The organism is Demequina activiva (assembly GCF_016862815.1).
GTDB lineage: Bacteria > Actinomycetota > Actinomycetes > Actinomycetales > Demequinaceae > Demequina > Demequina activiva.
The window spans coordinates 324,643-340,102 of the sequence record NZ_BONR01000001.1 but is presented as its reverse complement, the minus strand read 5'-3'; the positions used below and the strand labels follow the sequence as shown (position 1 = coordinate 340,102).

At 69.8% G+C, this 15,460-nt stretch carries 7 protein-coding genes; 6 read left to right on the top strand and 1 reads right to left on the bottom strand.

The window, feature by feature from the left end:
• Nucleotides 1-68: 68 nt before the first annotated feature.
• Nucleotides 69-8,417: a CshA/CshB family fibrillar adhesin-related protein gene (locus Dac01nite_RS01605; protein ID WP_203653028.1), complete on the top strand. Its 8,349-nt coding sequence runs from the start codon at nucleotides 69-71 to the stop codon at nucleotides 8,415-8,417.
• Nucleotides 8,418-8,447: 30 nt separating this feature from the next.
• On the opposite strand, the gene Dac01nite_RS01600 is transcribed toward Dac01nite_RS01605, so the two are convergent.
• Nucleotides 8,448-8,981 carry a hypothetical protein gene (locus tag Dac01nite_RS01600; RefSeq protein ID WP_203653027.1) on the bottom strand — a complete coding sequence of 178 codons (534 nt, stop codon included), beginning with the start codon at nucleotides 8,979-8,981 and terminating at the stop codon, nucleotides 8,448-8,450.
• 123 nt (nucleotides 8,982-9,104) lie between these two features.
• Here Dac01nite_RS01600 and typA point away from each other — a divergent pair, with 123 nt between their 5' ends.
• From typA to dapC, 5 genes are all read left to right on the top strand, one after another.
• The gene (gene typA, locus Dac01nite_RS01595; protein ID WP_203653026.1) at nucleotides 9,105-11,006 is read left to right on the top strand and encodes a translational GTPase TypA; all 1,902 of its coding nucleotides are present in this window, start codon (nucleotides 9,105-9,107) and stop codon (nucleotides 11,004-11,006) included.
• Nucleotides 11,007-11,124: 118 nt separating this feature from the next.
• Nucleotides 11,125-11,475: a hypothetical protein gene (locus tag Dac01nite_RS01590; RefSeq protein ID WP_203653025.1), complete on the top strand. Its 351-nt coding sequence runs from the start codon at nucleotides 11,125-11,127 to the stop codon at nucleotides 11,473-11,475.
• Complete coding sequence (locus Dac01nite_RS12150) at nucleotides 11,462-13,897, top strand: VanW family protein (protein WP_203653024.1); 2,436 nt, start codon at nucleotides 11,462-11,464, stop codon at nucleotides 13,895-13,897. The genes Dac01nite_RS01590 and Dac01nite_RS12150 overlap by 14 nt, the downstream gene beginning before the upstream one ends.
• A gap of 79 nt (nucleotides 13,898-13,976) precedes the next feature.
• Nucleotides 13,977-14,294 carry a ferredoxin gene (fdxA, locus tag Dac01nite_RS01580; protein WP_203653023.1) on the top strand — a complete coding sequence of 106 codons (318 nt, stop codon included), beginning with the start codon at nucleotides 13,977-13,979 and terminating at the stop codon, nucleotides 14,292-14,294.
• Between the two features lie 18 nt (nucleotides 14,295-14,312).
• On the top strand, nucleotides 14,313-15,434 hold the full coding sequence (gene dapC, locus Dac01nite_RS01575) for a succinyldiaminopimelate transaminase (protein ID WP_203653022.1): 1,122 nt from the start codon (nucleotides 14,313-14,315) through the stop codon (nucleotides 15,432-15,434).
• Nucleotides 15,435-15,460: the final 26 nt, after the last annotated feature.

Sequence of the window (15,460 nt, the reverse complement as noted above, 5' to 3'; positions counted from 1 at the left end):
GGTCTGTGCTGAGTGCCACACCGGCGGCTGCAGTGCAGTCCAGCGGAGGTGCCGCGAGCTTTCCCGCGGTGGAGTGGGTGTCTTGGGGCGCGCACGGTACGTCGTTGGTTCCCACGGCCGGCACCATCTCGCGTGTCGAGACCTTCGTCGCCGGTGGACAGACGTTCGAGACCAGGTGTGTGATCTCCAACCTGGTGCGCTTGGGTGGCACCAACCAGTCGGGCAAGGACGCGAGCGCACTGATCTCCGCGTGGCGCAGCGGCACCTGGCAGGGAGACGGCTTCGACAACCTCTATACGCTGCCCGCAGGCGCCGCCGCGGGCATCCTCAACATCCACGACGGCAACACCATCGAGTTCGACATCGACTGTGCTGTGGAATGGGTGGTGAGCGCCACGCAGCGCGTCCCCGTGCCCGGCACGAGTCTGGTGATGGCTCAGGCCGAGTCCGCGGTGACGGGAGCCGCTGGCAGCGGCACCGTCCAGGAGTACATCGGCGCCACGGCGCCGGCAGGCAGTACCTGGCGAGTGCTCGAGCGCATCCGGGGCGCGAGCTGCACTCAGCAGACCTATGCGCGACAGACGGCAGCCGGAGGCGGGACTCGCCTCGAGCTGCGCGGCGCCGCCAACGACACGTGCGAGGGCAGCACTGCCGCGCTGCGACCCAACCCCACCGTGGTCGCGCTCGCGGACGGAGCGATGTCCGCCACCGACGTGACCATTCGCGGGCGCGGCTACGAGGCGGTCGCCTTCGGCGTCGTGCTGCCCTTCGACTTTGGCGACGCCCCCGCAGGCTACGGCGTGGCGGGCGCCCTCGCCACCGCGAAGTTCAGCGGCGGCACGGTCCCCAACTACACCTCGGGGACCGGCACCGAGATGTTCGGCAGCTTCGCTCTCGCCCAGCGGGTGCAGCCGGACCGGCGCTTGGGCTCCGCTGTGACCTTCGAGCAGGCCTCTCTGCACAGTGCCACCGCAGCTGGCGACGCCAACGACGACGCGGTCGCTGCTCCGGGCACGCTCAGCGCGACCCCGGGCACCACGTACACGCTCTCGAACGTCCAGTGCCAGGCCACCGCCGGCTCCCCCGCGCATGTGGCCGGCTGGATCGACTGGCACGGCGACGGCACCTTCGATCCCGAGGACAAGTCGTCGACGGTCGCGTGCCCCACCGGCGGCGGTGCCGTCTCCCTGGACTTCGCCGTCCCCACGACGCTGCCGGCAACCACCACCGTCGCAAGCTTCCTGCGTCTGCGCACAGCGCCCACGAGTGTCGCCCTCGAGCCCACGGGCATGACCCTCGAGGGTGAGGTCGAGGACTACGCGGTGACCCTCGAGTATCCCGCGACGCCGGTGCTCGAGCTTGAGAAGACTCACACCGGCGGAGAGGTCGCCGGCGGCCAGACCCTGACGTTCTCGCTCGAGGTCACCAACAGCGGAAACGTCACCCTGACGACCGTGGCCGTGTCCGATCCGACGGCCACGGTGTCCGGCTGCTCGTGGGCGTCGCTCGCGCCGGGCGCCTCCGGCACGTGCACGGCGACCTACGCGGTGGACTCCGACGATCTCAGCGCCGGATTCGTGACCAACACCGCCACTGCCACGGCACAGGCGGGTGGCTCGTCCATCGAACCCGTCGAGGACAGCGCGACGGTCTACGCAGACCTCGTGGCCGTCGACGACGCTGCCACCACTCCCGTGAACGTCACGGTGACGCGCGATGCGGCGACCGGCGTGCTGGCCAACGACTCGGGCGCGGGCCTGACGGTCACCTCCGCGGACGCCGTTGACGCAGGCATCGGCGTCCTCACGGTCGACATCGACGGCTCGTACACGTTCGTGCCTGCCACGAACTACTCCGGCATCGTGACCGCGGACTACACCGTCGCGAGCACGAGCGGCGCGAGCGGGTCGGCGACCCTGACCATCACCGTGGTCCCCGCAGCGGCCGACGACTCAGCGTCGACGCCGTTCAACACCGCCGTGGGCATCGACGTGATCTCCAATGACTCCGGCGCCACGCTTGCCGTGATCGGCACTACGGACCCGAGCAGCGGCTCCGTTGCGGTCAATGGCGACGGCACCGTGACGTACACACCGGACACGGACTTCTCCGGCATCGACACCTTCACGTACACCGCTCGCGACGACTCGGGCCAGGAGGTGACCGCGACGGTCACCGTCGCCGTGGGACCCATCGCGGCAGACGACGCGGAGACCACGCCCGCGAACACGCCAGTCACCATCGACGCCGTGGCCAATGACAGCGGCACGGGACTCGAGATCGTCGGCGTCACCGATCCCACGAGCGGGATGGTGGTCGACAACGGCGATGGCACCTTCCTGTTCACGCCGGAGGAAGACTTCTCCGGCACCGTGACGTTCGACTACGTGGTCGAAGACGATGACGGCCAGCAGCGCACCGCGACCGTCACGGTGACCGTGACGCCGGTGGCGGTGGACGACGCGGACACGACCGTCGCGGGCGTCGCCATCACCCGCGATGCGCTCGCCGGCGTGCGCGCCAACGACGCTGGCTCCTCGCTGACCGTCGTGGCCTTCGACAGCATCGATCCCGTGGAGGGCACGCTGTCCATAGCCGCGGACGGCTCGTACGACTTCGCGCCCGCCTCCGGCTTCTCCGGCATCGTGGTCTCCGACTACACGGTCCAGGACGACGAGGACCAGCAGGCGACGGCGACCCTGACGATCACGGTCACGCCGATCGCTGCCGATGACGCGGCTTCCACCGCGGTCAACACAGCCGTCGACCTCGATGTGGTGGACAACGACACGGGAAGCACCCTTGCCGTCGTGAACGTGTCCGACCCGGCCAATGGCGAGGTCGCCATCAACGGCGACGGCACTGTGACCTACACGCCGGACGCCAACTTCTCCGGAACGGACACGTTCACGTACACCGTCGAGGACGAGGATGGTCAGGAGGCCACAGCCACGGTCGCTGTCACGGTGACGCCGCTGGCGGTCGACGACGCCGAGACCACCACCGCGAACTCCGCTGTAGCGGTCTCTGTGCTGGGCAACGACGTCGGTGCCACGCTCGACGTGCTGTCGATCACGCAGCCGACGAACGGTGCTGCGGTGATCGACCTCGACGACACCGTTCTGTATACGCCGGCCGATGGCTTCTCTGGCACGGACACGTTCACCTACACGGCCCAGGACGCGGAGGGCCAGCAGGCCACGGCCACGGTCACGATCACGGTGACGCCGCTGGCGGTCGACGACGCGGCGACCACCGCCGCCGGCACGGCAGTGGTCATCGATGCCGAGGCCAACGATGCGGGCAGCTCGCTGGACGTGATGTCGGTGACGCAGCCGACCGATGGCGTGGTCACGATCAACGGTGACGGCACAGTGGAGTACGCGCCTCACGCGGGCTTCTCCGGCACGGACACGTTCACGTACACGGTCGAGGCCGCGGATGGCCAGGAGGCCACGGCGACCGTCACGGTGACGGTGACGCCGGTGGCCACGGGCGATGCGGCGTCGACGCCGGTCAACACCGCGGTCGACATCGACGTCGTGGACAACGACCTGGGCACCACGCTCGCGGTCGTGGACGCGTCCGACCCGGCCAGGGGTGAGGTCACGGTCAACGTCGACGGCACCGTGACGTATACGCCGGACACGGACTTCTCCGGCACCGACACCTTCACCTACACAGTCGAGGACGCCGAGGGCCAGCAGACCACGGCCACGGTCACCGTCACGGTCACGCCGCTGGCGGTCGACGACGCCGAGACCACCACCGCGGACACCGCTGTCGTGGTGGACGTCCTCGCCAATGACCTTGGCGACGTCGCGGCCGTCCTGTCGATCACCCAGCCGTCCAACGGCGCCGCGGTCATCGATCTCGACGACACTGTCCTGTACACGCCCAGCGGCAGCTTCTCAGGAACCGACACCTTCACCTACACGCTCGTGGACGCCGAGGGGCAGGAGTCCGTCGCGACGGTCACGATCACGGTCACGCCTGTGGTCACCGACGATGCGGCGACCACGCCGGCAGGCACGGCGGTGGACGTCGACGTGCGTGCGAACGATGCAGGCACGTCGCTGGACGTGGTGTCGGTGACGCAGCCGACCGTTGGCGCGGTCACGATCAACGCTGACGGCACCGTGGAGTATGTGCCCGACGCAGGCTTCTCCGGGACGGACACGTTCACGTACACGGTCCGCGACGACGAGGGCCAGCAGGCGACGGCTACGGTGACGGTCACGGTGACTCCGGTGGCTGCCGACGATGCGGCGTCGACGCCGGTCAACACTGCGGTGGGCATCGACGTGATCGCCAACGACTCCGGCGCCACGCTTGCCGTGATCGGCGCCACGGACCCGAGCAACGGCTCCGCGGCGGTCAATGGCGACGGCACCGTGACGTACACGCCGGACACGGATTTCTCCGGCACCGACACCTTCACCTATACGGTCGAGGACGCCGAGGGCCAGCAGGCCACGGCCACGGTCACCGTCACTGTCTCCCCGATCGCGGTCGACGACGCCGAGACCACCACCGCGAACACCGCCGTCTCGGTGACGGTGCTGGCCAACGATGATGGCTCCGCACTGGAGCTCGTCTCGATCACCGAGCCGTCTGACGGCACGGCCGTCATCAACGTGGACGACACGGTGCTCTACACGCCGGACACGGATTTCTCCGGCACCGACACCTTCACCTATACGGTCGAGGACGCGGAGGGCCAGCAGGTCACCGCGACCGTGACCGTCACGGTCACCCCCACGGCCCTCGACGATGTCGACGCGACCGATGTGGACACGGCGGTCAGCCGTGACGCCGCGGCCGGCGTCCTGTCGAACGATGCCGGCTCCGACCTCACCGTGGTGAGCTTCTCCGCGGTCGATGCTGCATCCGGCTCGCTGGCGATCAACGGTGACGGCAGCTACACGTTCACGCCGGCGAGCGGCTTCTCCGGTGTGGTCGAGTCGACGTACGTCGCGCGCGATGGCTCGGGCCAGGAGACCACTGCCACGCTCACGATCGTCGTCGCTGCGGGCGCGGTCGACGACGCCGGCACCACTCCGGCCAACACGACCCTGACGGTCGATGACGCGGCGGGCGTGCTCGCCAACGACGTCGGCAGCGACCTCGAGGTGATCGGGTTCGGCGCTATCGACTCTGCCGAGGGATCGCTGACCATCGCGGCGGACGGTTCCTACGTCTTCGTGCCGGCCACCGGCACGTCCGGCGTGGTGAGCTCGCAGTACACGGCCCGCGACTCCTCCGGCTTCGAGGCGACTGCGACCCTGACGATCACCGTCACCCCCACGGCAGCGGACGACGCAGCGTCCACCAGTGTGGACACCCCCGTCGACATCGACGCGCGTGGGGGCGACGTCGGCACCTCGCTGGACGTGGTGTCGGTGACGCAGCCCGCCGACGGCGTGGTCACGATCAACGGTGACGGCACCGTGGAGTACGAGCCCAACCCGGGCTACTCGGGCATCGACGTGTTCACGTACACGGTGGAGGACGCCGACGGCCAGCAGGCCACCGCGACGGTGACCGTCACCGTGACTCCGGTGGCGGCCGACGACGCGGCCAGCACGCTGGCAGGCACCGCGGTGGACATCGATGTCGAGGGCAACGACGCAGGCACCACGCTCACGGTCGTGGACGTGTCGGACCCCACTGACGGATCGGTGACGGACAACGGCGACGGCACCGTGACCTACACGCCCGACGCCGGTTTCTCCGGCACGGACACGTTCACGTACACGGTCGAGGACGCGGATGGCCAGGAGGCCACGGCAACGGTCACCGTCACGGTGACGCCGGTGGCCACGGACGACGCGGCCTCCACGGCGGTGAACACCGCGGTCGACATCGATGTGGTGGACAACGACCTGGGCACCACGCTTGCGGTTGTCGACGTGTCGGACCCGGCCAACGGCGAGGTCACGCTCAACGTCGACGGCACCCTGACGTACACGGCGGACACGGACTTCTCCGGCATCGACACCTTCATCTACGCGGTCGAGGACGCCGCGGGCCAGCGGACCACCGCCACGGTCACGGTCACGGTCACCCCAGCTGCGGCCTCCGATGCGGCATCGACGCAGGTCGACGTCCCGGTCGACATCGACGTGCTCGACAACGATCGCGGCACAGCGTTGGACGTGGTGTCGGTGACGCAGCCTGCTGATGGCGTGGTCACGATCAACGGTGACGGCACCGTGGAGTACGCACCGGACGCGGGCTTCTCCGGCACCGACACCTTCACCTACACCGCCGAGGACGCTGACGGACAGCAGGTCTCGGCAGTGGTCGTCGTCAGTGTGGCGCCGACGGCTGCGGACGACGCGGCGACCACCCCGGCGGGCACGGCGGTGGACATCGTTGTCGACGGCAACGATGCGGGAACCCTGCTGGACGTGGTGTCGGTGTCGGATGCGGCCAACGGCGCGGCCACGGTCAACGGCGATGGCACGGTGACGTATACGCCTGACGCGGGCTTCTCGGGCACGGACACGTTCACGTACACGGTCCGCGACGACAAGGGCCAGGAGGTTTCGGCGACGGTGACCGTGACGGTCACACCCGTGGCGGCCAATGATGCGGCATCTACGGCGGTGAACACTGCGGTCGACATCGATGTGGTGGACAACGACCTGGGCACCACGCTTGCGGTGGTGGACGTGTCGGACCCGGCCGACGGCGAGGTCACCATCAACAGTGACGGCACCGTGACGTACACGCCGGACACGGACTTCTCCGGCGCGGACTCCTTCACGTACACCGTCCAGGACGCCGAGGGCCAGGAGGTCACCGCGACGGTGACCGTCGCGGTGACGCCGTTGGCTGCCTCCGACGCGGCCTCGACGCAGGTCGACGTCGCCGTCGACATCGACGTCCTCGACAACGACCACGGCTCCGCGCTCGAGGTGGTGGCGGTGACGCAGCCTGCCGACGGCGTGGTCACGATCACGGCTGACGGCTCGGTGGAGTACACGCCCAATCCGGGCTACTCAGGGATCGATTCCTTCACCTACACGGTCGAGGACGCCGCTGGCCAGCAGGTCTCGGCTGCGGTGGCCGTCAGGGTGACTCCGACGGCTGCCGACGACGCCAGCTTCACGACGGCTGACACCTCCGTGGACATCGAGGTGCTCGCCAACGACGTGGGCACGGATCTGACGGTGGCGTCGGTGACCGAGCCGGCCCATGGCGCGGCGGTCGTGAACAGCGATGACACGATCGCGTACACGCCCGCGGCGGGCTTCTCCGGCACGGACACGTTCACCTATACCGCAAGGGACGCCGACGGCCAGGAGGTCGCTGCCACCGTCACCGTTGTGGTGCGGCCTGTGGCCGTTGACGACGCTGCGACGGCTGTCGCCGGCGGTGACGTGACCATCCGCGTGCGTGACAACGACGCGGGGACTGGCCTGAGCGTGGTATCCGTCACGGATCCGGACGACGGTGTGGTCAGCGTGACGGCAGAGGGGCACCTGATCTACACAGCCCCGCTGACGTTCTCCGGCACCGCCACCTTCACGTACACGGTCGAGGACGCTGAGGGTCAGGAGTCGACGGCGACCGTCACGGTGACAGTTCTCCCGAGAGCCACCGACAACCGCGTGGCGACTCCCGGCGGCACCCCCCTGCGCATCGGCGCTGGCGAGGGCCTGCTTGGCAATGACGGCGGCACCGGCATCCGTGTGGTGGGCCACGCTCCGATGGATGCGCAGTACGGGACCCTCGTGCTGGACACGGACGGCTCCCTGGTGTTCACGCCGCGCCCGGGCTTCTCGGGAGAAGTCTCGGTCGAGTACACGATCATCGACGCCGCAGGACAGACCGCGACCGCCCTGCTCGTGATCGAGGTGGGGGAGGACCCGCCCCTGGTGCTGACGTCCGTCGTCGCGCAGTGCGTTGCAGAGATCCCGTACCTTTCGTGGAACGTCGCGCTGCCGGACGGCTTCCCCGAGCAGGGCACCAACCCGCTGACGGTGACATTCGTGAACCCTGAGGGCGACGACTACGTGGTCTCGGACCTGCCGCTGCAGGGCCGGATGCTGTGGCCCGGAGCGTCGGACGGCGATCCCCTCCAATGGCCGGGCTGGGAGCGCCTCTCGGACGGCACGTACGTCGAGACCGACGGCAACTTCGCGTGGACCCGTGAGGACACGGATGTGCTGTTCCAGGTGAACCCGGAAGCCGTCACGACGGTGTCCTATCCGCCGACGACGAGCGCGTGCGCGAACGCCTCAGCCACGGGATCGGCTGGCGGCGGCGACGCCGAGAGCGAGACCGACGGCAACGGCGGAAGCCTGGCTCTCACTGGCACCGACGCGGGCGCGCTGGTGCCGCTCGCTGCCGCGCTCGCGGGCCTCGGAGCACTGTTCCTGGTGGTGGCACGGCGCCGCAGGAACTGACCTTTGCGGCCGCCGGTGCGGCCCTGCCTGCTAGAGGAAGAGGCCTACGACCGCGCCGGCGACCGCGACGATCACCCACGCGATGCCGACGGGGTCCGGCCGCGTCGTGAACGAGGGACCGTCGACAGCGGATGACGTGCCGCCCCCGCGCCGCCACGCATCCCATGCGCCCTTGACCACCTCGACGGTCTCCGGCACCTCGCCCGCGGACTTCTCCGCGTGGCGCTGCCGGCTCGTCTTCGTGGGCGCACCCATCGCGCCCGCTCGCTTGCCGTCGTCGCCCACGAGCTCGAGCGACCACCGCGTCTCGATGCTGTCCAGCCGTGTGAACGGGACCGTCACCGTGGTGACCACGTTGCGCAGCTCCACGGCATCGGCGCCGATGCCGATCGAGGGCCTCAGATAGATGGCGACTCCGCTGGCAGCCAGCGCCACCCCCAGTCCCAGGCCCACGCTCGGGCGCGCGAGGTCGGCAACGGTCAGGGAGGCAAGGGCGATGGCCGCTCCGAGACCGATGGCGATCCAGCCCCAGATCTGGGACGAGCGGCTGCGATACGTCTGCATGCGTGAATGCTCTCACGGGCGTGAAGGCACCGGCGCAGGTCAAATCCTGGCAACACGGGTAGGATGGTGCGTTGGCGCGCAGTGGCGCGCCCACCCCCAACCCTTACGAAACGAGTCCCTGCCATGCCTGTGCGCTCCGACCTGCGCAATGTCGCGATCGTCGCCCACGTCGACCACGGAAAGACCACCCTCGTGGACGGCATGCTCGTCCAGGGCGGCGCCTACGGCGACCACGCCCACATCGAGGACCGCGCGATGGACTCCGGAGACCTCGAGCGCGAGAAGGGCATCACGATCCTCGCGAAGAACACCGCGATCCGCTACACCGGCGCCGCGGCGGTCGAGGGCGGCGTGACCATCAACGTGATCGACACCCCGGGCCACGCCGACTTCGGCGGCGAGGTCGAGCGCGGACTGTCCATGGTCGACGGCGTCGTGCTGCTCGTGGACGCGTCCGAGGGCCCGCTGCCCCAGACCCGGTTCGTGCTGCGCAAGGCGCTCGCGGCCAAGCTGCCCGTGATCATCGTCGTCAACAAGGTGGACCGCCCCGACTCGCGCATCAGCGCCGTGGTCGAGGAGACGCACGACCTGCTGCTCGGCCTGGCCGCGGACCTCCACGACGAGGTCCCGGATCTCGACATCGACGCCCTCCTCGAGGTGCCCGTGGTCTACGCCTCCGCGAAGGCCGGTCGGGCGTCGCTCGAGCAGCCCGCGGACGGCTCTCTGCCCGACAACGAGAACCTCGAGCCGCTGTTCCAGACCATCATGGAGCGCATCCCCGGACCGGAGTACGACGACGACGCCCCGCTGCAGGCGCACGTCACGAACCTGGACGCCAGCCCGTTCCTGGGCCGCCTCGCGCTGCTGCGCGTGTTCAACGGCACGCTGCGCAAGGGTCAGCAGGTCGCCTGGGCGCGTGCCGACGGCTCGATCACGACCGTCAAGATCACCGAGCTGCTCGAGACCAAGGGCCTGGACCGCGTCCCCGCCGAGTCCGCGAAGCAGGGCGACATCGTCGCCGTCGCCGGCATCGAGGACATCACCATCGGCGAGACCCTCACCGACATCAACGACCCTCGCCCGCTGCCGCGCATCACGGTCGACGACCCGGCCATCTCGATGACCATCGGCATCAACACGTCGCCGCTGGCCGGCCGCGTCAAGGGAGCCAAGGTCACCGCCCGTCAGGTCAAGGACCGCCTCGACAAGGAGCTCATCGGCAACGTGTCGCTGCGCGTCCTGCCCACCGACCGCCCCGACGCCTGGGAGGTGCAGGGCCGCGGCGAGCTGGCGCTCGCCATCCTCGTGGAGCAGATGCGCCGCGAGGGCTTCGAGCTCACCGTGGGCAAGCCCCAGGTGGTCACCAAGCAGATCGACGGCAAGCTCCACGAGCCCATGGAGCACATGACCATCGACGTGCCCGAGGAGCACCTGGGCGCCGTCACGCAGCTCATGGCCAGCCGTCGTGGCCGCATGGAGTCGATGGCCAACCACGGCACCGGCTGGGTCCGCATGGAGTTCATCGTGCCGGCGCGCGGCCTCATCGGCTTCCGCAGCACCTTCCTGACGGACACGCGCGGCACCGGCATCGCCTCGTCGATCTCTCACGGCTACGCGCCGTGGGCGGGCTCGATCGAGTACCGCACCAACGGCTCGCTGGTCGCGGACCGCTCCGGCGCGGTCACCACCAACGCGCTCCTGACCCTGCAGGACCGCGGCACGTTCTTCGTCAAGCCCACGCAGGAGACCTACGAGGGCATGGTCGTGGGCGAGAACTCGCGTGGCGAGGACATGGACATCAACATCACCAAGGAGAAGAAGCTCAACAACATCCGGTCCGCCACCGGTGACGAGCTCGAGCGCCTGACGCCGCCCCGCACGCTGACCCTCGAGGAGTCCCTCGAGTTCGCGCGCGAGGATGAGTGCGTCGAGGTCACTCCCCACGACATCCGCATCCGCAAGGTCATCCTGGACGCCACCGAGCGCGGCCGTGCGACGGCGCGCGCCAAGCGCCGCGACGCCTAGCGGCGACCACGCGGCAGCGTGACTGCCCGAGCCCGGCCGATGCGCGCATCGGCCGGGCTCTTGCTTGTCGACGGTGGGGCGGACGATCGTGTCCGCCCCACCGCCTATCCTGGGACGCATGAAGGACTCATTGGGCTACCTCGTGCTCGCGCTGGGCGGGATCATCACCGCGAGCGTGGGCGCCGTCGCTCATCGCGGCTACGTGCCGTACGGACTCGTCGGCTCGATCCTCATGGTGGGACTCGCGGCCTTCTTCGCGCGCGCCTGGCTGGGCTTCGCCGGCATCGGAGTCCTGGGCGGTGCCTGGGTGCTCGCCACGTTCGTGTGGTCGATGAACGGACCCGGAGGGTCCGTGCTGATCGCGCAGGACGCGCTCGGCATCGGCTGGCTCGTGGGAGGCACGCTCATGATCGTTGCCGCGTCCGTGGTTCCGACGAAGGTGCTGGTGGGGGGACATGGCTCGAGGTAAGGACGCCGCACGCCGCGAGGCCGAGCAGGAGATCGCGCGCCGCAGACACTCCGCGGCGCACCGATCCCTGCGCAAGCGTGCGCAGCGCGGAAAGGGCGCCCACGCTGCGGCGCCCCTGGGTACGGCCGATGCTCCGCCCACGTCGGCGCCCGCAGCACCCGAGCCTCACGTCGAGCGGGTGCCCACGAGCGAGCTGCGGACACCCGACTGGCTCACCGAGACGCCGCCCGAGGCGGCGTCCACCGAGCCCGAGGCGGCGTCCACCGAGCCTGAGGACGCGGCCGATGCGCTCCCCGAGTGGGCGCGCGATGAGCGGCCCGCGTATGTGCCCGAGGTGATGGCTGCGAGCACGGCTGAGGAGCCCGTCCACGAGCCGAGCCCAGGGACCGCGGACGAGGCGGAGACGGAGCCGTCCCACGACGACGGCGATGTCGCAGCCGCCCTCGGTGCAGGCGCAGGCATAGCGGGCGCGTCCGCGGCGGCCGTCACGGCCGGGCCCGAGCCGGAGCCCAAGGCGCCCTCGGAGGAGACCCGCGTGCTCGATCCCGTCGAGGCGGGCGACACGCAGGTGATGGCGCCCGTGGCCCAGACGCCTCCCCAGCCCAGCACTCCCGCCCCGAGCGCTCCCGAGCCGGCGCCGGCGCCGGTGACGACCGCATCGGCCGCTGTCGCAGACGAGCCTGCCCACGACTCGGACGTCGAGGACGCGACGGCGCACGGAGGCGCACCACCCCGCAAGCGACGCCGCGCCCTGGCGGTCGTTCCGCTCGTGATCGTCGCGCTCGCCATCCTCTACGTGGGTGCGCAGGCGCTGCTGTCAGGAACCGTGCCCCGCGACACGCAGACCATGGGCGTCGCCATCGGCGGCATGAGCACCGCGGAGGCGACCGGTGCGGTCGAAGGTCGCGCCGAGGAGGCGTCGACCGCCGACCTCGTGCTCGAGGCCGGCAACCAGAGCTACATCACGACGGCGCAGGCCGCAGGCCTCAGCATCGACTCCGAGGCCACCGTCGCGCAGGTCACCGGCTTCACGGTGATGCCGCAGCGCCTGTGGATGCATCTCACGGGCGGCGGATCGATCGAGCCCGTGACCGCTCTCGACGAGCCCGAGCTCGACGCCGCGGTCGCCGAGGCCGCCACGGTCGTGAACGGCCCTGCCACGGATGCGACCGTCGCGCTCGACGGCCAGTCCATCGAGGTGGTCCCGGGACGCCCGTCGATCACGGTCGACGAGGAGTCCTCGGCGGAGCTCATCGCCGCCGCGTGGCCCGATGCGCAGACCGTGGTGCTGGTGGCCCAGCTGCAGGAGCCTGCCATCACCGACGAGGACGCACAGGCCTTCGCCGACACGCTCAGCGCCCAGGTGCTCGCGGGACCCATCACGCTCACTGGCGAGGACGCGGAGGCGACCATCGATGTGGAGACCATCGCGGCGCACGCCACGGTCGCGGCCGGGCCCAGCGGGCTCGAGCTGGAGATCGATGGCGAGGCCCTCGCCACGCAGATGGTCGCCGACAACCCGGCGCTCAAGACGGATGGCGAGAACGCGACCGTGTCCTTCGACGAGAACCACGAGATCGTCACGGACCCTGGCACGCCCGGCATCACCATCGATGGGGCCGCGCTGGGGGACACGGTGGAGGCCGCCGCCGCCAGCCCCACCCGCTCGGCCGAGCTGCCCTACACCGCCGCCGACCCCGAGATCAGCGCGGAGGACCTGGGCATCGATGACTTCACGGAGATCGTCGCGTCCTTCGACACGCCGCTCACCGCCGAGCCGGTGCGCACGCAGAACCTGCGCACCGCCGCCGCGGACGTCGAGGGCACCATCCTCCAGCCCGGCGACCAGTTCGATCTCACCGAGGTGCTGTCGCCGATCACGCGCGAGGAGGGCTATGCCGAGGCGCACGTGATCGTCAACGGCATTCTCACCAACGGCATGGGCGGAGGGCTGTCGCAGATGGCGACCACCGTCTACAACGCGGCCTACTTCGCCGGGTACGAGCTGATCGACCACCGGCCTCACTCGGTGTGGTTCACCCGCTATCCGGCCGGCCGCGAGTCCACCATCTACACCGGCGTCATCAACGTGGTCTTCGCCAACAGCACGCCGCACTCCGCGATCGTGAACAGCTACATCGACAACGGGCGGCTGCACGTCGACATCTGGTCCACGCCGCACTTCACGGTCGAGACCTCCGCCAGCCCCAAGACCAACATCACGCAGCCCGGCGTGAAGGAGGTCAAGGCGGCCAGCTGCGAGGCCAAGGGCCCCGGCCAGCCGGGCTTCACGATCACCAACACCCGACGCGTGCTGCTCGATGACGAGCTCGTCGAGGAGACCTCTGACACGTGGACGTACCAGCCTGACGACGCCATCAGGTGCGTCTCGGAGGACGATGAGGACGACGAGGATTCGTGACCGGGCGAGTGTGACGATGCGCCGGTGCCCGGCGCTATGATGATTCGGTTCGCAAGTCTCGGAATGTGAAGGAGCAGCAGTGACGTACGTCATCGCCCTGCCTTGTGTCGATGTCAAGGACAAGGCCTGCATCGACGAGTGTCCGGTCGACTGCATCTACGAGGGCGACCGCATGCTGTACATCCACCCCGACGAGTGCGTGGACTGCGGCGCCTGCGAGCCCGTCTGCCCCGTCGAGGCGATTTACTACGAGGACGACGTCCCGGACAAGTGGGCGGAGTACTACAACGCGAACGTCGAGTTCTTCTCGGAGATCGGCTCACCCGGCGGCGCCGCCAAGATGGGCCTCATCGAGCACGACCACGACCTCATCAAGTCGCTGGCTCCCCAGGCCTAGGCGGGGTGCGGGGCACGCATGGGCCTGAGCCCGCACGCGCTTCCTGACTTCCCCTGGGACTCCCTCGTCCCGTACCGCCAGCGCGCGGCCGCGCACCCGGACGGCGTCGTGGACCTCTCCGTCGGCACACCCGTCGATCCCACGCCGGCCCTCATCCAGGACGCGCTCCGCGCGGCATCCGATGCGCCCGGCTACCCGACCACGCACGGCACCCCCGAGCTGCGCGAGGCCGCCGTGGACTGGTTCGCTCGCACCCGCGGCGTGATTGGCCTGTCACCAGACGCGGTGCTGCCCACCGTGGGCTCCAAGGAGCTGGTGGCCTGGCTGCCGGCGCTGCTCGGCCTGGGGCCGGAGGATGCCGTCGTCCACCCGGCCGCCGCCTACCCCACCTATGCCGTGGGCGCCCTCCTGGCTGGCGCATCGGCCGTCGCGGCAGACGATGTCGGGGCCTGGAGCACGCGCGACGACGTGAAGCTCGTGTGGGTCAACTCACCCTCCAACCCCACCGGCGCGGTGCTCAGCCGCGATCAGCTGCGCGCGGTGGTCGACGCGGCCCGCCGCATCGGCGCCGTGGTGGCCTCCGACGAGTGCTACGCGGCCCTGCCGTGGAGCGAGCCCTGGGTCAGCGATGGCGTGCCGTCGATCCTCGACCCGGAGGTATGCGGCGGGTCGCATGAGGGCCTGCTCGCGGTGTACTCGCTGTCCAAGCAGAGCTCGCTCGCCGGCTACCGCGCGGCCTTCGTCGCGGGTGATGGCGAGCTGATCTCGGGACTGCTCGAGACCCGCAAGCACGCGGGAATGATCATGCCCGCTCCGGTGCAGGCCGCCATGACGGTCGCGCTGCGCGACGACGCCCACGTCGCGGCGCAGCGCGAGACGTACCGAGCGCGTCGCGAGGTGGTGCTGCGCGCAGTGACGGACGCCGGGTTCGAGGTGTCCCACTCGGATGCGGGTCTCTACCTGTGGGCCTCGAGAGGCGAGGACTGCTGGAGCACCCTGGACTGGCTCGCGGACCGGGGAATCGTCGTGGCGCCCGGCGCGTTCTACGGCGATGCTGGCGCACAGCACGTGCGCATCGCACTCACCGCCACGGACGAGCGGATCGCGCACGCGGTTCACCGGCTTTCCAAAGACAGGTAAACTCGCTGCCAAGCGAACGCACAATG